Annotated in this window: 15 protein-coding genes and 1 pseudogene; 11 read left to right on the top strand and 5 right to left on the bottom strand. The window is 67.9% G+C overall.

The features are described 5' to 3' along the window. Window positions 1-5: 5 nt before the first annotated feature. Together CFB89_RS05625 and CFB89_RS05620 are read left to right on the top strand one after the other, a co-directional pair. Complete coding sequence (locus tag CFB89_RS05625) at window positions 6-2,297, top strand: FUSC family membrane protein (RefSeq protein WP_089467052.1); 2,292 nt, start codon at window positions 6-8, stop codon at window positions 2,295-2,297. Between the two features lie 291 nt (window positions 2,298-2,588). Beyond that, window positions 2,589-3,238, top strand: a pseudogene (locus tag CFB89_RS05620) (amino acid permease). Window positions 3,239-3,385: 147 nt separating this feature from the next. Here the strand turns inward: CFB89_RS05620 and CFB89_RS05615 are convergent. Beyond that, window positions 3,386-3,547: a hypothetical protein gene (locus CFB89_RS05615; protein WP_006476417.1), complete on the bottom strand. Its 162-nt coding sequence runs from the start codon at window positions 3,545-3,547 to the stop codon at window positions 3,386-3,388. A gap of 243 nt (window positions 3,548-3,790) precedes the next feature. Here CFB89_RS05615 and CFB89_RS05610 point away from each other — a divergent pair, with 243 nt between their 5' ends. The 3 genes from CFB89_RS05610 to CFB89_RS05600 are packed head-to-tail and all read left to right on the top strand — an operon-like array spanning window position 3,791 to window position 7,299. Further along, entirely contained in the window at window positions 3,791-4,834 is a 1,044-nt protein-coding gene (locus CFB89_RS05610) for a Fe(3+) ABC transporter substrate-binding protein (protein WP_089467051.1), read from the top strand. Next, entirely contained in the window at window positions 4,824-6,521 is a 1,698-nt protein-coding gene (locus CFB89_RS05605) for an iron ABC transporter permease (RefSeq protein WP_089467050.1), read from the top strand. Before CFB89_RS05610 ends, CFB89_RS05605 begins: the two co-directional genes overlap by 11 nt. Window positions 6,522-6,525: 4 nt before the next feature. Further along, the gene (locus CFB89_RS05600) at window positions 6,526-7,299 is read left to right on the top strand and encodes an ABC transporter ATP-binding protein (protein WP_089467049.1); all 774 of its coding nucleotides are present in this window, start codon (window positions 6,526-6,528) and stop codon (window positions 7,297-7,299) included. 29 nt (window positions 7,300-7,328) lie between these two features. Here the strand turns inward: CFB89_RS05600 and CFB89_RS05595 are convergent, their stop codons facing one another. From CFB89_RS05595 to CFB89_RS05580, 4 genes are all read right to left on the bottom strand, one after another. Beyond that, on the bottom strand, window positions 7,329-7,799 hold the full coding sequence (locus CFB89_RS05595) for an Lrp/AsnC family transcriptional regulator (RefSeq protein ID WP_089467048.1): 471 nt from the start codon (window positions 7,797-7,799) through the stop codon (window positions 7,329-7,331). Window positions 7,800-8,036: 237 nt separating this feature from the next. Continuing rightward, window positions 8,037-8,678, bottom strand: a complete 642-nt coding sequence (locus CFB89_RS05590) for an NAD(P)-dependent oxidoreductase (RefSeq protein WP_089467047.1) — start codon at window positions 8,676-8,678, stop codon at window positions 8,037-8,039. A gap of 158 nt (window positions 8,679-8,836) precedes the next feature. After that, on the bottom strand, window positions 8,837-9,292 hold the full coding sequence (locus tag CFB89_RS05585) for an Rrf2 family transcriptional regulator (RefSeq protein WP_089467046.1): 456 nt from the start codon (window positions 9,290-9,292) through the stop codon (window positions 8,837-8,839). A 90-nt stretch (window positions 9,293-9,382) separates the two neighbouring features. Next, entirely contained in the window at window positions 9,383-9,811 is a 429-nt protein-coding gene (locus CFB89_RS05580; protein ID WP_089467045.1) for a hypothetical protein, read from the bottom strand. 195 nt (window positions 9,812-10,006) lie between these two features. Here CFB89_RS05580 and CFB89_RS05575 point away from each other — a divergent pair, with 195 nt between their 5' ends. The 6 genes from CFB89_RS05575 (at window position 10,007) to CFB89_RS05550 (ending at window position 20,120) form a co-directional block, all read left to right on the top strand. After that, a complete protein-coding gene (locus CFB89_RS05575) occupies window positions 10,007-10,342 on the top strand; it encodes a hypothetical protein (RefSeq protein ID WP_089467044.1) in 336 nt (111 codons plus the stop codon). Window positions 10,343-10,596: 254 nt separating this feature from the next. Then, a complete protein-coding gene (locus tag CFB89_RS05570; protein WP_089467043.1) occupies window positions 10,597-11,790 on the top strand; it encodes an ammonium transporter in 1,194 nt (397 codons plus the stop codon). A 190-nt stretch (window positions 11,791-11,980) separates the two neighbouring features. Next, on the top strand, window positions 11,981-13,939 hold the full coding sequence (locus CFB89_RS05565; RefSeq protein ID WP_089467042.1) for a PhoX family phosphatase: 1,959 nt from the start codon (window positions 11,981-11,983) through the stop codon (window positions 13,937-13,939). A 608-nt stretch (window positions 13,940-14,547) separates the two neighbouring features. Continuing rightward, window positions 14,548-15,372: an IclR family transcriptional regulator gene (locus CFB89_RS05560; protein ID WP_089467041.1), complete on the top strand. Its 825-nt coding sequence runs from the start codon at window positions 14,548-14,550 to the stop codon at window positions 15,370-15,372. A gap of 254 nt (window positions 15,373-15,626) precedes the next feature. Further along, window positions 15,627-16,991 (top strand): MdtA/MuxA family multidrug efflux RND transporter periplasmic adaptor subunit, encoded by a 1,365-nt coding sequence (locus tag CFB89_RS05555; RefSeq protein WP_089467040.1) that lies wholly within the window; start codon window positions 15,627-15,629, stop codon window positions 16,989-16,991. 15 nt (window positions 16,992-17,006) lie between these two features. Further along, window positions 17,007-20,120: an MdtB/MuxB family multidrug efflux RND transporter permease subunit gene (locus CFB89_RS05550; protein ID WP_089467039.1), complete on the top strand. Its 3,114-nt coding sequence runs from the start codon at window positions 17,007-17,009 to the stop codon at window positions 20,118-20,120. Window positions 20,121-20,123 lie beyond the last annotated feature (3 nt).

The following is a 20,123-nucleotide window of genomic DNA, read 5'->3' as shown; positions in this document are numbered from 1 at the left end:
CATCGATGCGCTATTCGGTCGAAATCAGAAAGTTTTTCTACAGCCAGTACTTTTTCGGCGGCCTGCGGATTGCGGTCGGCGTGTCGCTGCCGGCCGTGTTGTGCCTGATCGTGTTTCACAACCGGGACCTCGGCTTCACGATCTCGACGGGCGCGCTCGGCGCGTGCGTGGTCGACATGCCGGGCCCGCTCAAGTACAAGCACAACGAAATGCTCGCGTGCAGCGTGATCGGCTTCCTCGCCGCGCTCGCGACCGGCCTCGCGACACCGAACATCTTCGCGCTGTGGCTCACGATCGTGCCGCTCACGTTCGTGCTGTCGCTGATCGTCGTCTACGGCAACCGCTGGCCGCAGATCAGCTTCGCGACGCTGTTCATGATGGTGATGACGCTCGAGGAGAAGTTCACGCCGCTGCAGGCGTTCGTCAACGCCGGCTGGATTCTGGCGGGCGGCCTCTGGTACACGTACTGGGCCACGCTCGTGTCGCAATGGCAGGCGCGCCGGATCGAGCAGCAGGCGCTGGCCGAAAGCCTGTTCGCCTGCGCCGACTACCTGCTCGCGCGCGCGCAGTTCTACGATCTCGACGCCGATCTCGACGAGTGCTACCGCAATCTCGTCGCGCGGCAGATCACCGCGGTCGAAACGCAGGAAACCGCGCGCGACATCGTGCTGCGCAACCTGCCGAAGCTGCGGCGCGGCAAGCTCGACGCCGGCCGCACGGCGATGTACAACCTGTTCATCAACAGCGTCGACCTGCACGAGCTGTTCGTCGGCGCGCACACCGATTATCCGCTCGTGCGCAACACGTTCGGCGGCTCGGACCTGATCATTTTCTACCGCGACCTGATCCGCAAGGCCGCCGCCGATCTCGAGGAGGTCGGCCTCGCGGTGCTCGAAAATCGCGCGCCGCATTCGCACATCAGCGTGAAGGCCGAGCTGCGCGCGATCGAGTACGAGATCGAGCTGATGCGCAAGAAGAACTTCGCGGCCACCCACGCGGAAGCCTACGCGGCCGTGCTCGCGACATTCCGGCGCATCTGGAGCGCGACGCGCCTGATCGACCGGATGCGCCGCAACCTGTCGGGCCGCGCCGATCCGCAGCAAACCGAACTGAAGATCGACAAGGCGCTCACGCGCTTCCTGCAGCGCCGCCGCATGTCGCCGCTGCTGATCTTCTCGAACCTGAACATGCGCTCGCCGAGCTTTCGCCATGCGCTGCGCGTGACGATCGCCGTCGCGGTCGGGTTCTGGATCGGCCGGCTGCTGCCGCTCACGAACGCATACTGGATCGTGATGACCACCATCATCATCCTGAAGCCCGGCTATTCGCTGACCAAGCAGCGCAACGCGGCGCGTATCGTCGGCACGCTGATCGGCTGCGCGGCGAGCGTCGCGCTGATCTACACGGTCAAGGATACGCACCTGCTGATCGCGATCATGTTCGGCTCGATGGTGATGAGCTACAGCCTGCTGCTGTTCAACTATGCGGCGAGCGTGGTCTTCACGTCTTCGTACGTGCTGCTGATGTTCCACCTGCTCGCGCCGGGCAGCATGCGGATCATCGGCGAGCGCGCGATCGACACGGTGGTCGGCTGCATGATCGCGATCGCCGCGAGCCGGCTGTTCCCGTACTGGGAATACCGGCTGATGGGCAAGCTCGTCACCGACATGCTGACCTCCACCCGCAAGTATTTCGAGGCCGTGTGGCGCGCCGGGCGCGGCATGTCGCCGCCGCCGGTGCCGGCCGCCGACGGCGCCGCCGTCGTCGCGGGCGTCGCGGCCGCGATCGAGTCGCCGGCCGCCAGCCTCGACGACGACTACCGCTACCGCCTCGCCCGCAAGGACGTGCACATCGCGTTCGCGAACCTCGGGCAGGCATTCCAGCGGATGATGATCGAGCCGAAGGCACATCAGCGCTTCGTGCCCGAACTGAACGACCTGCTCGTGCAGACGCACGTGCTTGGCGCGCAGATCACCGCTGCCGCGCCGCTGATCCGCAGCGCATGCGCGGCCGATGGCAGCCTCGTCCACGACGACGCGCTGCAGCGCGGCCTCGCCGCCGTGCTCGACAATCTCGAAAAGGCCGAGGCCGGCGAACCGCCGCCCGCCGACCAGCTCGAAGCGTCGAAGCAGATCACGCGCGATCTCGACGCGATGGTCGTGTCCGCGGAAAAATCCGACGCGGTCGGCGCCGAGCTCACGCACGACCTGAAGGTGCTCGCACACCAGTGCAAGCAGATGCTCGCGTCGTCGCTGCTGATCCGCAAGGATGCGAGCGTGATCCGCTTGCCCGCCTGACGGCCGATGTCCGCGCCGGCAGGCCGGCCCGCGCACGACGCGGCTCGGCCACCGGCGCGCTCCGGTTCAACGATCCCCCGAAGCATGCCCCGCCCGCTTCAAGCAGCCTGCGCCCGCAGCGCGCGACTGCCCGACGCCCCGTTCCGTTCGCCCGCCATTCTTGGAATACCCGATTCCGGCCGCGAGGTCCGGCTTGTTATCATTCGTTCACATTCAAGTTGTATATACAACTTGACGCATTCGAACCGGCCTCGCGCGCCAGGTTCGTCGCATAACGATATCGGAGACTCGATAAAAAACTTGCAGCGCCATCTGAGCGCGCGGCACATCCGCTTTCTCGCGCTGGGCTCGGCGATCGGCACGGGCCTGTTCTACGGTTCGGCATCCGCGATCCAGCTCGCCGGCCCGGCCGTGATCCTCGCGTACATCCTGGGCGGCGCGGCCGTCTACATGGTGATGCGCGCGCTCGGCGAGATGGCCGTGCGCGAACCCGTCGCCGGCTCGTTCGGCCACTACGCGACCGGGAACCTCGGCCCGTTCGCGGGCTTCGTCACCGGCTGGACCTACACGCTCGAATGGTGATCGTCGCGATCGCCGACATCACCGCATTCGGCATCTACATGGGCTTCTGGTTTCCGGACGTGCCGCAATGGATCTGGGTGCTCGGCGTCGTCGCGATCATCTGCGGGCTGAACCTGTGCCACGTGAAGGTGTTCGGCGAGCCCGAATCGAGCGCCGAAGTCGCCGCGCTGAAGTTCAAGGTGCCGCTGTGGCCCGTCGCGCCGGCGCTGACGATCGCCTTCATGGGCTTCGTGATCGTGATGCTCGGCTGGTTCGACGATACGCGCGTCGCGCTCTACGTCGGCGCGGCGTGGCTCGCGCTGCTCGCGGCCGTGTTCTACATACGGATCCGCCCGAAATTCGCCGCTGCGTCACGTTGACGCACGGCTGACCTGCCGATGCGGCGCGCCGGTTCCGCGCGCGCCTTCCGCCGTCCCGGTTCCGCACGGCGCCCGTCGCGCCGTACACCGCGGAGCCACTCCCTTCGCCTGCCCACGCGCGACCCGGCCGGGCCGCGCACCGGCCCGTCAGTGCGACGCCGCGCTCGCGGCCTCGGCCGGATGGGCCTCGTCGTACGCGTGCTTCTGCGAAATCGCGTTGTACAGGATCGTCCCGATCACGAGCAGCACGGCCACGACGATCAGGATGCTCACATTGCGGACAGGGTTCTTCTTGCGCTGATCGTTCATGGTCGGTGCCGCTCCGTCAAATTCGTCGAAGCGGGCATTCTACGCGCTTGCGCCCGCGCTGCGCCGCCTCGCTCGCCGGTCTCCGCCCCCGGCCGCTCCCCCGCTTTCCGCAAGCTTTCGTTTGTTAATCATTCCCATTTCGATTTAGAATCCATCGTCTTTCAATTTGTAATGCTTCGGGTCGCGCGGGCGGCAGGCGCGCCGCGGAACGCTCCCTCGTCCACCTGCCGCACCGGAGTCTCCATGTCGAATCCGCGCACCCGCCTGCTGCCGCTCGCCGGCGCCCTCGCCCTGACCGCGGCCGCCTTCGCGCCGCTTGCCCAGGCGGCCGAGGAAGTGAGCCTGTACACCACCCGCGAGCCGAAGCTGATCCAGCCGCTCATCGACGCGTTCACGAAGCAGAGCGGCGTCAAGGTCAACACGGTGTTCGTGAAGGACGGCCTGCTCGAACGCGTGAAGGCGGAAGGCGCGCAATCGCCGGCCGACGTGCTGATGACGGTCGACGTCGGCAACCTGCTCGACCTCGTCGACGGCGGGCTCACGCAGCCGGTGCGCTCGAAGGCGCTCGACGACGCGATCCCCGCGAACCTGCGCGGCGCGAACGGCGACTGGTACGCGCTGTCGCTACGCGATCGCGTGCTGTACGTCGAAAAAGACCTGAAGGTCGATGCGTTCCGCTACGAGGATCTCGCCGATCCGAAATGGAAGGGCAAGGTCTGCATCCGCTCGGGCCAGCATCCGTATAACACCGCGCTCGTCGCGGCGATGATCGCGCACGACGGCGAGGCCGCGACCGAGACATGGCTGCGTGGCGTGAAGGCGAACCTCGCGCGCAAGGCGACCGGCGGCGACCGCGACGTCGCGCGCGACATCCTCGGCGGCATCTGCGACGTCGGCCTCGCGAACGCGTACTACGTCGGCCACATGAAGCATGCCGAGGCCGGCAGCGATGCGCGCAAATGGGGCGACGCGATCAAGGTCGTGCGCCCGACGTTCGCGAATGCGAAGAGCGGCGGCACGCACGTGAACATCAGCGGCGCGACGGTGGCAAAGCACGCGCCGCACAAGGCCAACGCGGTGAAGCTGCTCGAATACCTGGTGTCGCCGGAAGCGCAGGCGCTGTATGCGCAGGCGAACTACGAATATCCGGTGCGCGCGAACGTGAAGCTCGACCCGGTGATCGCGAGCTTCGGCACGCTGAAGGTCGACCCGCTGCCGCTCGCGGATATCGCGAAGCATCGCAAGCAGGCGAGCCAGCTCGTCGACAAGGTCGGCTTTGACAACTGACGCATCGCCCGCGGCCCGCGCCTGCCGCGAGCCGCGCGGCCCACGTCCGCGGCCGCGACTACGCGCGGGCAGCCTGTGGCTGCTCGCGGCGTTGACGATCGCCGCGGCGGTCGCGGCGCCGGTCGCGGTGCTCGTGGCCGCCGCGTTCGACGCCGATCTCGCGCACTGGCGGCATCTCGCCGAATTCGTGCTGCCGCAGGCGCTCGTCAATACGCTGCTGCTGCTCGCCGGAGTCGGCACGATCGTGTCGATCGTCGGTACCGGCTGCGCCTGGCTCGTCACCGCGTACGATTTTCCCGGCCGCCGGATCCTGACCTGGGCGCTGCTGCTACCGCTCGCCGTCCCCACCTACATCGTCGCGTTCGCGTATCTCGACCTGCTGCATCCGATCGGCCCCGTGCAGGGCGCGATCCGCTGGCTGCTCGGCTTCGACAGCCCGCGGCAGTTCCGCCTGCCCGACCTGCGCTCGCTGCCCGGCGCGATCTTCGTGCTCGGCTTCGTGCTGTATCCGTACGTCTATCTGAGCACGCGCGCGATGTTCGTCACGCAATCCGCGAGCCTGCTCGAAGCCGCGCGCACGCTCGGCGCCGGCCGCGTCGCGACGTTCTGGCGCGTCGTCGTGCCGCTTGCCCGGCCGGCGATCGCGGTTGGCGTGAGCCTCGCACTGCTCGAAACGCTGAACGATATCGGCGCCTCGGAGTTCCTCGGCGTGCAGACGCTGACCGTGTCCGTCTATACGACGTGGATCACGCGCTCCGATCTCGCCGGCGCCGCGCAGATCGCACTCGCGATGCTCGCGATCGTCGTCGGCATGATCGCGCTCGAACGCTACGGGCGCCGCCGTCAGCGCTACGCGCATGGCCGGCGCATGCGGCCGATCGCGCCGCGCCGCCTGACCGGCCCGGTCGCGCTGGGCGCCGCGGTGCTCGGCTGGCTGCCCGTCCTGCTCGGCTTCGGCGCGCCGGCCGCGTACCTCGCGGTCGAAACGGCCAAGCGGCTGCACCTCGTCGGCGGCGTGTCCGCGCAACTGATGACGGGGCTCGCGAACACGCTGACGATCGCGACCGCCGCCACCGCCGCGACGCTCGCGTGCGGGCTCGTCGTCGCGTGGGCCGCGCGCACGCAGCGCGACAGCGCCCGGGCGGGCCCTGCCCGCCTGTGCGCGCGGATCGCGAGCCTCGGCTACGCGGTGCCGGGCACCGTGCTCGCGATCGGCCTGCTGATGCCGTTCGCGGCGGCCGATCGGCTGTTCGGCGCGGTGCTCGGCCGCGACGGCCTGCTGCTGATGGGCTCGGCCGCCGCGCTCGTAATCGCCTATACCGTGCGCTTTCTCGCGATCCCGGCCGGCGGCATCGAGGCCGGCCTCGCGCGCATTCCGCCGTCGCTCGAACAGGCCGCGCGCTCGCTCGGCGAGACGGCCGGCGGCACGCTGCGCCGCGTCCACCTGCCGCTGTTGCGGCCCGCGCTCACAACGAGCGCGCTGCTGGTGTTCGTCGATGCGATGAAGGAATTGCCGGCCACGCTGCTGCTGCGCCCGTTGAATTTCGACACGCTCGCGACCTGGCTGTATGCGGAAGCCGCGCGCGGCACCTATGAAGAAGGCGCGGTCGCCGCGCTCGCGATCGTGCTGGCCGGGCTCGTGCCCGTGATCCTGCTCGCCCGCACCCGCCACAAGATCGGAGCCTGACACCGTGAACCTGCTCGAACTCGACGACCTCTGCGTCGCCTACGACACGCCGCACGGCCGCCGCATCGTGGTCGACGGCCTGAGCCTCGCGCTGCCGCGCGGCGAGATCGGCTGCCTGCTCGGTGCGTCCGGCTGCGGCAAGACCACCGTGCTGCGCGCGATCGCCGGCTTCGAACCCGTGCGCATGGGGCGTATCGTGCTGGACGGCACGCCGGTCGCGGCGCCGTCGCTCGACGTGCCGCCCGAGCGACGGCGCATCGGCATGATGTTCCAGGATTACGCGCTGTTCCCGCACCTGAGCGCGGCCGACAACGTCGCGTTCGGGCTGCGGCGCATGCCGAAGGCCGAACGGCGGCTGCGCGTCGCGGAGATGCTCGACCTCGTCGGCCTCGCCGATGCCGGCGACGCGTATCCGCACGAACTGTCGGGCGGCCAGCAGCAGCGCGTCGCGCTCGCGCGCGCACTCGCGCCGTCGCCGGAACTGCTGCTGCTCGACGAACCGTTCTCGAATCTCGACGTCGATACGCGCGAGCGACTCGCGTTCGAGCTGCGCGACATCCTGAAGCGCACGGGCCACACCGCGATCCTCGTCACGCACAACCAGGCGGAGGCGTTCGCGATCGCCGACCGGATCGGCGTGATGAAGGACGGCGAACTCGCGCAATGGGACACGCCGTATGCGCTGCATCACCATCCGGCCAGCCCGTTCGTCGCGGATTTCGTGCGACGCGACGCGCTGGCCGACGAACGTGCACGCGCACTGGCGCGCGGCCGCTGAAGCCGCGCCGCCGCGCGGCGGCATGCCCGTCAGGCGGGCTCGGCCAGATCGCGCACGGGCAGCGCGGTCGAATACTTGATCTGCTCCATCGCGAACGACGAACTGACGTCGAACAGCGGCACCGTGCGAATCAGCTGCTTGTAGACGCGGTCGTAGTCGTCGATGCCCGTCACGACGACGCGCAGCAGGTAATCGGTCTCGCCGCTCATCCGGTAGACCTCGACCACTTCCGGCATGTCGCGCACCGCCTGCGTGAAGCGCTGCGCCCATTCCTCGGTGTGCTGGTTCGTGCGGATCGCGACGAACACGGTCGTGCCGACCCCGAGCTTGCGCGGATCGCACAGCGCGACCTGCGCGCGAATCGCGCCGGTTTCCTTCAGCCGCTGCACGCGCTTCCAGCACGGCGTCTGCGACAGGTTCACGCGCTGTGCCAGCTCCGCGATCGGCAGCGTGGCATCCGCCTGCAGCAGCTCCAGCAGCTTGCGATCGATGGCGTCCATTTCTCCCTTCCCTCGTCGATAGAAATTTATTCTATTCATCCTGCCCGACGGGGAACAATATGAAAACTGTCTCGGCGCGTCGACCGGTGTAAATACCGATCCGTCACGCACTCGCCGCGCCAATGAAACAGGCGACGCCACCCACGCGGGTGGCGTCGCCTGAAAGACTGCTCGGTGCGTCGCGGCTTGCGCGTCGCGCCCTGGCCGGCGCGCACGCGCCACCGGCCGTCATGCCGCTCAATACGCGACCGTCGCGACCTCGCGCACGAAGCTGTCCTGCTCGAGCGCGTCGACGAACGCGACCGCGTAGTCTTCCGCCGAGATCTTGCTGTTGCCTTGCGCGTCCACGATCAGCTTGCCGACGCCCGTGCGGAACCTGCCCGTGCGCTCGCCCGGCGCGATCAGCGCGGCCGGCGCGAAGAAGGTCCAGTCGAGATCGGCGACCGTCTTCAGGTAGTCGAGTGCGTCGCGGTGCGCAAGCGCGACCGCCTTGTACGCGTCCGGGAAGCCTTCGGTGTCGACGAGCTGCTTGCCCGGCGCGACTTCCAGCGAACCGGCGCCGCCCACCACGACGAGCCGCTTCAAGCCGGCCTGGCGCGTGCCGGCGACCAGCGCCTTCGCGACCGCGACGACCTGCGCCGCATCTTCCTGCTTCGGACCGTACGCGCTCGCGACGACGTCATGGCCCGGCAGCGCGACCGCGATGCTGGCCGCGTCGAACAGGTCGGCCGCCTTCGCGGTGATGCCGTCGCCGGATGCGCCCGGACGGCGCGACAGCGCCGTGACGCGGTGGCCGCGCCGCACGGCTTCCGCCGCGATGCGCGAGCCGATCATGCCGGTGGCGCCGAACAGCGCGATATTCAACGAACGTTGCGTCATATCGATTCTCCAGAGTTGAAAATATGTAACACTATTAATTACACATAAGGCCGAAAAAAACGGGGCGAAGCCCCCGTTGCGCCGATCGCCGCGCATGCGCGCCGTCCGGCTTCCCGCCCTGCCTGTCGTCGGCACCCCCCGTCGGCACCCGCCGTCGGTCATCCGCCGGTGCGCGCCGCCCGTTGCGTGCGCTGCTCCCGATCCAGCATGTCGGCCGTCACGTCAACGAGCGTGCGCGTGGCGAGCGACGCCTCCATCGCGCGCTGCGCGTCGCCGATATAGCCGGTCAGCACGCCCTGGATGTGCCGCCCGACGAGACATGCCGGATTCGGCGCCTCGCGGTGCAGCGCGAACAATTGCGCATCGTCGACCGCGCGATACACGTCGAGCAGCGTGATCTCGCCGGGCTCGCGCGCCAGCAGCGCACCGCCGCCCGCGCCGAGTTGCGACGTGGTCAGCCCTGCGGCCGCCAGCATCGACAACAACCGGCGAATCAGCGCCGGATTCGTATTCACGCTGCCCGCGATGATGTCGGACGACAACGGTGCGCCTTCCTGCATCGACAGCAAGGCGAGCACGTGAACGGCAAATGCGAACCGGCTGCTGGTATTCATTCGTGACTCACTCGGCGACGCCGCCCCAAACCGCGACCGGCGACATGTGTAACCATCATAATTACATTTTACGGATCGTGCAAGCCCGCGTTATTCGCCGCTCGCGGGTTGGGTCCCCGCGGCGCCCCGCTGGCTCCACTGCTGGAGTTTCTTGCCGGCTTCGGCGATCTTCGCGCCCGCTTCGGAAGCCGCATGCGCGACGACGGCGGACGCCGCCGCGTCGAACTGTGCCTGCGCGGCCGACGCGAGGCCGCTCGCGGACAACGGCGGCACGGCCGACGCCGCGGACGCGATGCCGGCCTTCGCCGCGTTGATCTGTTGATTGACGGTGCTCGCCACCTGATCGAGCGCCTTGGCCGCATTGTTCGCAGCATCGGCGGCCGCGCTCGCGGCCGTATCGGCTTGCGTGGCCGGCGTGCCGGACTTCTCGCACCCCGCGAGCAACAACAGCGCACCGGCGGCCACGGCCGCCAGCACGGACCCGGGCGCGCGACGCGCCCGCGATGTCTTCATGTTCATCAGCAATCTCCGGCCGCGCCTGGCGCGACCTCGTGGTTGGACCGGGGTCGATGATACCGCCTGTGGAACAGGCCCAATGACGACCCGCCATTAAAAATGCCTTTCAATTTCGGATTCGTCTGATTCAATCGCACGCGCCACGCCTCTAAAGTGGGCACGCTTCAATCCGCTTCGTACCTGCCCCCTTTTCCCCGTATGGCTTTCCTCGTTGATTGGCTCATCGCCCTGGCCGCGCTGCTCGCCGCCACCCTGTTCCTGTGCCTGCGTGCGCCATCGGCGCGCCGGCTCGCCGAATCCGGCCGGCCGCGCCGCATCGCCTGTGCGCGCCTGCTCACGCAGGCCGTGATCGGGTTCTGGACGGCCGCGCTGATCGTCGCGCAAGGCATCCTCGGCGCCGACGGCGACGGCCAGTCCCTCGCCAGCTTCGCCGCGCTCGCGTTCGCCGCGCTCGGGCTGGCGACCGTCGCCGCGTACTGGTCCGCGTGCGCGCTGCGGCTGCGCCGGCCGCCCACCCTCTTCCCGCGGCACTGACGCGCCAGATCGGTGCGCGTCAACGCGCCCAGCCGCCCCACCTCGTTCGTCGTACGCACCAGTTCGATACACACCGCACCACGTCCGTGCACCGGGCACCCGCCGCGGCCCACGCGGATCACGCCCCGATCCCGTGCACGATTCACCGGAATACCGCATCGCGCGGGAGCGCGGGCACCAATTCCACGCAATCGTTCACCACGTTGGCTCGATACTTGCATTCTTCGCCCGTTTTTGCGCAAGGAAGCCACGGCATGGATGGTCTGAAATCCGGCGTCGACACACTGTTCCTGTTGATCGGCGCCGTCATGGTGCTCGCGATGCACGCGGGCTTCGCATTTCTCGAACTCGGCACGGTCCGCAAGAAGAACCAGGTCAACGCGCTCGTGAAGATCCTGGTCGACTTCTCGGTGTCGACGCTCGCGTATTTCCTCATCGGCTATACGATCGCGTACGGCGTCGAATTCTTCGACGACATCGGCACGCTGTCGCAGCACAACGGCTACGCGCTCGTGCGCTTCTTCTTCCTGCTGACGTTCGCGGCGGCGATCCCGGCGATCGTGTCCGGCGGCATCGCCGAGCGCGCGAAGTTCAATCCGCAGCTCGTCGCCACGCTGATCATCGTCGGCTTCATCTATCCGTTCTTCGAAGGAATCGCGTGGAACGAGCGCTTCGGTGTGCAAGCCTGGCTCACGCACGCGTTCGGCGCGCCGTTCCACGACTTCGCGGGCTCGGTCGTCGTGCATGCGTTCGGCGGCTGGGTCGCGCTGCCGGCCGTGCTGCTGCTCGGCGCGCGCCATGGCCGCTATGCGAAGGACGGCCGGATCGCCGCGCACCCGCCGTCGAACATCCCGTTCCTCGCGCTCGGCGCGTGGGTGCTCGCGGTCGGCTGGTTCGGCTTCAACGTGATGAGCGCGCAGACGCTCGACAAGATCAGCGGCCTCGTCGCGGTGAACTCGCTGATGGCGATGGTCGGCGGCACGCTCGCCGCGTGGATGGCCGGCCGCAACGACCCGGGCTTCACCTACAACGGGCCGCTCGCGGGCCTCGTCGCGGTATGCGCGGGCTCCGACGTGATGCACCCGATCGGCGCGCTCGTCACGGGCGCCGCGGCCGGCGCGCTGTTCGTCGCGATGTTCACCTGCGTGCAGAACCGGTGGCGCATCGACGACGTGCTCGGCGTCTGGCCGCTGCACGGGATGTGCGGCGCGCTCGGCGGCCTCGCGGCCGGCGTGTTCGGGCTGCCCGCGCTCGGCGGGCTCGGCGGCGTGTCGTTCCTGTCGCAGCTCGTCGGCACGCTCGGCGGCATCGCGATCGCGACCGTGGGCGGCACGCTCGTCTACGGCGCGCTGAAGGCGACGGTCGGCCTGCGTCTCGATCGCGAAGCCGAATTCGACGGCGCGGACCTGTCGATTCACCGCATCTCGGCCACGCCGGAGCGCGATTGAGCGCAAACGCTTGCGGCCGGCGTCCGTCAGCTCACCCGACGGACGCCCGACGCATCATTACGTTTTCGATTCAAAAAACTTTCATCTAGCGTCCTTACACTTCGGTCCAGTTTTCAATACGCCTTCGCGAAGCTTGCCGCTCGCGTGCTTCGCGAAGGCCATGCTTCCAACCACCGAAACTGGACTCCACATGCCCGCGTTGCCCAATGCTTCCCGTCGTCAGGCCCTGAAGATCCTCGCCGGCGCGCCGATGCTTCCCCTTTCCGGCCTCGCGCTGCCCGCCCTGCTGACGGGTTGCGGCGGCGACGACGATCCCGCGTCGACGCCGGTCGCCGCTGCCTATACGTCGGCGGCATTCTCGGCGATGGCCGCGCCGACGCTCGACAACGCGGCCGCGATGGCCACGACGACGGTCGGCTCGACGCTGTCGGTGTCGTTCTCGGACGGCTCGTCGCGCAACTTCAAGCTCGCGTACAAGCCGTTCTTCGTGACGGGTGATCTGGTGCCGGACGGCAACGGCGGCACGACGCTCGCGGGCGGCTACTACGACATCAACAACCAGCCGATCATCGATCGCTCGGTCGCGGGCAAGGAACGCCAGTTCTATTCCGACTGCCCGGACGGCAGTTCGCTGCTCACGCTGAAGAACGCGAACGTGCCCGGCGTGAAGGGCAACGCGGTGTTCGCGGTCGTGCAGTTCGAATACACGACGCGCGACCAGGCGAGCGTGTCGCAGTACGGCCAGTTGCCGTCGCCGATCGCGGTGATCACGCTCGACCAGGACCCGGCCACCGGCGCGCTGAAGGTCGTGAAGTACCACAACGTCGACACGTCGAAGGCGCACGGCCTGTGGATCACCTGCGGCGCGAGCCTGTCGCCGTGGGGCACGCACCTGTCGAGCGAGGAATACGAGCCGGACGCGACGAAGGCCGCGACCGACGCGCAGTTCAAGGCATTCAGCAAGAACACGTTCGGCGACGAGACGAAGGCCAACCCCTACCACTACGGCCACCTGCCCGAGATCACCGTGAATCCGGACGGCACCGGCACCGTGAAGAAGCACTACTGCCTCGGCCGCATCTCGCACGAGCTGATCCAGGTGATGCCGGACCAGCGCACCGTGATGATGGGCGACGACGCCACCAACGGCGGCCTGTTCATGTTCGTCGCGGACAAGGCGGCCGACCTGTCGGCCGGCACGCTGTACGTCGCGAAGTGGACGCAGACGTCGTCCGCCGGCGCGGGCACCGCGACGCTCACGTGGATCAGGATCGGCCACGCGACCAGCGGCGAGATCGAAGCGCTCGCGAATACGCTGAAGGCGTCGGACATCATGGATCTGGTGACCACCGATCCGAACGATGCGAGCTACACGAAGATCCACTTCGGCGGCAAGTTCAACTGGATGCGCGTGAAGCCGGGGATGGAAAAGGCGGCCGCGTTCCTCGAGACGCACCGCTACGCGGCGCTGCTCGGCGGCAGCATGGCGTTCACGAAGCTCGAAGGCACGACCGTGAACGCGAAGGACAAGATCGTCTACACGGCGATGTCGCGGATCGAAACGTCGATGGTCAAGGGCAACGCGGTGTCGCGCGACGTCGCGATCGACAAGAAGATCGCCGCGGGCGCCGTCTACGCGCTGAACCTGAAGGCCGGCCAGCGCGATACGACGGGCGCCGCGATCGACAGCGAATGGGTGCCGGTCGACATGGGCGCGCCGGCCGCGCTGGTCGGCGAGGATCTCGCCGTGGCCGATGCGCTCGGCAACCTCGCGAACCCGGACAAGATCGCGAACCCGGACAACCTGAAGTTCTCCGAAAAGCTGCGCACGCTGTTCATCGGCGAAGACTCGGGCATGCACGTGAACAACTTCCTGTGGGCCTACAACGTCGACACGAAGTCGCTCGCGCGCGTGCTGTCGTGCCCGGCCGGCGCCGAATCGACGGGCCTGCACGCGGTCGACGAGATCAACGGCTGGACGTACATCATGAGCAACTTCCAGCACGTGGGCGACTGGGAATCGCCGCTGCACGACAAGGTCAAGCCGACGCTCGATCCGCTGGTGCGCGCGAACTACAAGGATCGCTTCGGCGCCAGCGTCGGCTACCTGACGGCCGAGCAGACCGGCATCAAGCTCGCGAAAGGCTGATCGGCCGCGCGCGAGGGGGCGTTGCTCGTCAGCCGGGCACGCCCGCCCCTTTCTTCATCATCGTTCATTCGTCGGCGCTCCACGCCGTTTCACGCGCGATGCCCCCTGCGGGCATCGCGCTTTTTTTTGCGTGCGGCAATCGTGCTGGCGGCGCAAATCGCGCGCGCAAGCAGGCGCGACACCGGCCAGCGCGGGTGTTTGCGGCGATGAGGGGATAATACGGGCCTGACGCGTCCGGGCGGACGGTCGAAAAGACGGGCAAAAAAAAGCGCCACGGAGACCGTGGCGCTAAAAAAGTTCTAGCCATTCCGAGGGCCGTGCTAGAACCTGAGAGACTGCGCAAAACATCGTTGCCGGTTAAACTCTTGAAACGATGTTTCGAAAACGTGAGACATTCTTTCCGTTTCCGCCCGACAAGTCAAGCGGTATTTGCACCGGTTCATGCACTTTCCGGCAATGCTCTTTTGAGCGTTTTCCTAATAAACCAAGGGTGAACCCGTAAAATCTCATCCAGTGACCGGATCGCCCGCGGAACGTGCATCCTTTGACAATAGTCCTACAATACCAACAAAATTGAAATCGAGTTTCGGAATTAGAGAGAATCCCTCGTGTCGACACCTGTAACCTCGCCCGCGTCGCGGGACCGTGAATCGTCGCCCGACGAGATCACCGCCCTTGCCCGCGGTCTCGCCGTGCTGCGCCGCATCGCGGCTGCCGACGCCCCCGTCAGCAACCGCGAACTGACCGAATTGACCGGCATCCCGAAGCCGACCGTCTCGCGCATCACCGCGACCCTCGTCAGCGCCGGCTTCCTGTTCCAGTTGCCCGACAGCGAGCGCTTCGTGCTCACCGCGTCGGTGCTCGAACTGAGCCACGGCTTCCTGCGCAACTTCGACATCCGCGCGCGCTCGCGGCCGTTCATGATCGAGCTGGCCGAGCGCACGTCGCTGTCCGTGCACCTCGCGGTGCGCGACCGGCTCGACATGGTCGCGATCGACGTGATCCGCCCGCGCTCGGCCGTGCTCGTCACGCGCCTCGAAATCGGCTCGCGGATGGACATCGCGCGGACGGCCGTGGGCCGCGCGTATCTCGCCGCGCTCGAGGACGACGAACGCCGCCTGCTGCTCGAGTCGCTGCGCGCCACCGCCGGCGACGACTGGCCGCACGTATCCGCCCGCCTGACGCCCGCGCTCGACGAAGCGATGCGCGACGGCCACGCGATCGCGATCGGCGAATGGCGCGAAGGGCTCAATGCGGTCGCGGCCGGTTTCGTCGGCCCGTCGGGCCAGCGCTACTCGGTGAATTGCGGCGGCGCCGCGCATCAGTGCCCGCCCGAATGGCTGCGGGAACACGTGGTGCCCGCGCTGCAGGAATGCATCGCGAAAATCACCCGCGAAATCGGCGGCGCGCCGGCCCGGCGCATCGGCCTGTAATCGTTTCGTCATCGCGCCGTCGCGTTGTGTAACGACCGTAACCCGTTGAAAGATAGACCGCTGGACTGTAACGGGGACGGCACGTAGGATCATGCCCATCGTCGCGCCGCACTCGCGGTGCGCACCGCTCTTTTCCCGCGCGGATCGGCGGGGCCCCGGACCGAGCCGGGCCGCCCCGTCCCGTCACCCGCACGCCCACGCGCGGCCAGCAGCCCGATTTCCGGCCCGCCGCGCCGTCTTCCTGACAGAACACGATGGATAACGAACAAAAGCCCACGCCCCCTTCGAAAGACCCCGCACCCGCTGTCGCCCGGCGCCCGCGCCGCACGCTGCTGATCGGCACCGTCGCGGTCGTCGTGATCGGCGGCCTGTTGTGGTGGCACCCGTGGAGCCGCACGCCGGCGGCCGGCAGCACCGCGAAAGGCGCGGGCGCCAGCGCCGCCGCGGGCAGCCATCGGGGCCGCGGCGGCCCTGCGGCGATGGCGAACATTCCGCAGCCGGTGCAGGTCGCGACCGCGACGCAGGGCGAGATGCCGATCGTGCTGTCCGCGCTCGGCACCGTCACGCCGCTCGCGAACGTGACGGTGAAGACGCAGCTGTCGGGCTACCTGCAGTCGGTGTCGTTCCAGGAAGGCCAGCTCGTCAAGAAAGGCGACGTGCTCGCGCAGATCGACCCGCGCCCGTACCAGGTCGCGCTCGAGAACGCCGAAGGCACGCATGCGCGCGATGAGGCGCTGCTCGCGACGGCCCGCCTCGACCTGAGGCGTTACCAGACGCTGCTGTCGCAGGACTCGATCGCGTCGCAAACGGTCGATACGCAGGCGTCGCTCGTCAAGCAGTACGAAGGCGCGGTGAAGACCGACCAGGCCGCGATCGATTCGGCGAAGCTCAATCTCACGTATGCGCGCATCACGGCGCCCGTCTCGGGCCGCGTCGGCCTGCGCCAGGTCGACCCCGGCAACTACGTGACGCCCGGCGACACCAACGGCATCGTCGTGATCACGCAGTTGCAGCCGATGAGCGTGATCTTCACGACGTCGGAAGACAACCTGCCGCAGATCCTCAAGCAGGTGAACGCGGGCCAGAAGCTGTCGGTCACCGCCTACAACCGCAACAACACGGTGCCGCTCGAGACCGGCTCGCTCGCGACCTTCGACAACCAGATCGACACGAGCACCGGCACGGTCAAGCTGCGCGCGAATTTCGATAACAAGGCAGGCATGCTGTTCCCGAATCAGTTCGTGAACACGCGGCTGCTCGTCGACGTGGTGCGCAACGCGACGATCGTGCCGACCTCCGCGGTGCTGACGGGCTCGATCGGCCAGTTCGTCTATGTCGTGAAACCCGACAACACGGTGACGGTGCGCAAGGTCACGATCGGCCCGGTCGACGGCGAACGCACGAGCATCGTCAGCGGCGTCGCGCTCGGCGAGCGCGTGGTGACCGACGGCTCGGACCGCCTGCGCGAAGGCTCGAAGATCTCGATTCCGGCCGACAAGCCGAAGGGCGCGTCGGGCACGCACGGCGCCAGCGCGGCGTCGGGTGCCTCGGGCGCCGCCGGTCATCGCGGCGGACACAAGCACGGCGCGTCGCAGGCCGCGGCCCCCGCGGCCCAGTAACGCGCGGGCCGCTCGATGAATCCATCCCGTCTCTTCATTCTCCGGCCGGTCGGCACCGCCCTCCTGATGGCGGCGATCATGCTGGCCGGTCTCGTCGCGCTGCGCTTCCTGCCGCTCGCCGCGCTGCCCGAGGTCGACTATCCGACGATCCAGGTCCAGACCTTCTATCCGGGCGCGAGCCCGGAGGTGATGACGTCGTCGGTCACCGCGCCGCTCGAACGCCAGTTCGGGCAGATGCCGTCGCTGAACCAGATGTCGTCGCAAAGCTCGGCCGGCGCGTCGGTGATCACGCTGCAGTTCTCGCTCGACCTGCCGCTCGACATCGCCGAACAGGAAGTGCAGGCCGCGATCAACGCGGCCGGCAACCTGCTGCCGTCCGACCTGCCGGCCCCGCCGATCTACGCGAAGGTGAACCCGGCCGACGCGCCGGTGCTGACGCTCGCCGTCAAGTCGAAGACGCTGCCGCTCACGCAGGTGCAGGATCTGGCCGACACGCGCCTCGCGATGAAGATCTCGCAGATCGCCGGCGTCGGCCTCGTCAGCCTGTCGGGCGGCAACCGCCCGGCCGTGCGGATCCAGGCAAACCCGACCGCGCTCGCGAAGTACGGGATGAACCTCGACGACCTGCGCACGACGATCTCGAACCTGAACGTCAACACGCCGAAGGGCAACTTCGACGGCCCGACGCGCGCGTACACGATCAACGCGAACGACCAGCTGACGAGCGCCGACCAGTACAACAGCGCGGTCGTCGCGTACAAGAACGGCCGCCCGGTGATGCTGACCGACGTCGCGACGGTCGTCGCCGGCTCGGAGAACACCAAGCTCGGCGCGTGGGTGAATGCGGACCCGGCGATCATCCTGAACGTGCAGCGCCAGCCGGGCGCGAACGTGATCGCGACCGTCGACGCGATCAAGGCGCAGTTGCCGAAGCTGCAGGAAACGCTGCCGGCCGCGCTCGACGTCGAGATCGTCACCGACCGCACGACGATGATCCGCGCGGCCGTGCGCGACGTGCAGTTCGAGCTGCTGCTCGCGGTCGCGCTCGTCGTGCTGGTGATGTACTTGTTCCTCGCGAACGTCTACGCGACGATCATCCCGAGCCTGTCGGTGCCGCTGTCGCTGATCGGCACGCTCGCGGTGATGTACATGGCCGGCTTCTCGCTGAACAACCTGTCGCTGATGGCGCTCACCATCGCGACCGGCTTCGTCGTCGACGACGCGATCGTGATGATCGAGAACATCGCGCGCTACGTCGAGGAAGGCGAGACGGGGCTCGAGGCCGCGCTGAAGGGCTCGCGGCAGATCGGCTTCACGATCATCTCGCTGACGGTGTCGCTGATCGCGGTGCTGATCCCGCTGCTGTTCATGGGCGACGTGGTCGGGCGCCTGTTCCACGAGTTCGCGATCACGCTCGCGGTGACGATCGTGATCTCGGCGATCGTGTCGCTCACGCTCGTGCCGATGCTGTGCGCGAAGCTGCTGCGCCATTCGCCGCCGCCGGAGAGCCACCGCTTCGAGGCGCGCGTGCACCGCGCGATCGACTGGGTGATCGCGCGCTACGCGGTCGCGCTCGAATGGGTGCTGAACCGCCAGCGCTCGACGCTCGTCGTCGCGCTGCTGACGCTCGGGCTGACCGCCCTGCTCTACGTGTACGTGCCGAAGGGCTTCTTCCCCGCGCAGGACACCGGCGTGATCCAGGCGATCACGCAGGCGCCGCAGTCGATCTCGTACGGTGCGATGGCCGAACGCCAGCAGACGCTCGCGGCCGCCATCCTGAAAGACCCGAACGTCGACAGCCTCACGTCGTTCATCGGCGTCGACGGCAGCAACATCACGCTGAACAGCGGCCGGATGCTGATCAACCTGAAGGCACGCGACGCACGCACCGAAACCGCCGCGCAGATCATCCGCGACCTGCAGCAGCGCGTCGCGAACGTCACCGGCATTTCGCTGTTCATGCAGCCGGTGCAGGACCTGACGATCGACTCGACGGTCAGCCCGACGCAGTATCAGTTCATGCTGACGAGCCCGAACTCGGACGAATTCGCGACCTGGGTGCCGAAGCTCGTCGCGCGGCTGCAGCAGGAGCCGTCGCTCGCCGACGTCGCGACCGACCTGCAGAGCAACGGCCAGTCGGTCTACATCGAGATCGACCGCGCGAGCGCCGCGCGTTTCGGCATCACGCCGGCGACCGTCGACAACGCGCTATACGACGCGTTCGGCCAGCGCATCGTGTCGACGATCTTCACGCAGTCGAACCAGTACCGCGTGATTCTCGAGTCGGAGCCGAAGGAGCAGCACTACGCGCAATCGCTGAACGACATCTACCTGCCGTCGGCCGGCGGCGGTCAGGTGCCGCTGGCGTCGATCGCGTCGTTCCACGAGCGGCCGTCGCCGCTGCTGGTCGCGCACCTGTCCCAATTCCCGTCGACGACGATCTCGTTCAACCTCGCACCGGGCGCGTCGCTCGGCGAAGCCGTCAAGGCGATCGAGGCCGCCGAGAAGGACATCGGCCTGCCCGGCTCGTTCCAGACTCGCTTCCAGGGCGCGGCGCTCGCGTTCCAGGCGTCGCTGTCGAACCAGTTGTTCCTGATCCTCGCGGCGGTCGTCACGATGTACATCGTGCTCGGCGTGCTGTACGAGAGCTACATCCACCCGATCACGATCCTGTCGACGCTGCCGTCGGCCGGCGTCGGCGCGCTGCTCGCGCTGATGATCACCGGGCACGACCTCGACATCATCGGGATCATCGGCATCGTGCTGCTGATCGGCATCGTGAAGAAGAACGCGATCATGATGATCGACTTCGCGCTCGAGGCCGAACGCGTCGAAGGCAAGCCGCCGCGCGAGGCGATCTACCAGGCGTGCCTGCTGCGCTTCCGGCCGATCCTGATGACGACGCTCGCCGCGCTGCTCGGCGCGGTGCCGCTGATCGTCGGCTCCGGCGCGGGTTCCGAGTTGCGCCAGCCGCTCGGGATCGCGATCGCCGGCGGCCTGATCGTGTCGCAGGTGCTCACGCTGTTTACGACGCCCGTGATCTATCTCGGCTTCGACTCGCTCGCGCGCCGCGCGCGCGGCTGGTTCGAACGCCACGGCCCCGACGCCGGCAAGCGTACGGGTGCGTAATCG

Origin of the sequence: Burkholderia sp. AU16741 (genome assembly GCF_002223345.1) — a bacterium.
Classification (GTDB): domain Bacteria; phylum Pseudomonadota; class Gammaproteobacteria; order Burkholderiales; family Burkholderiaceae; genus Burkholderia; species Burkholderia sola.
This window is presented reverse-complemented; position numbering and strand designations above follow the sequence as displayed.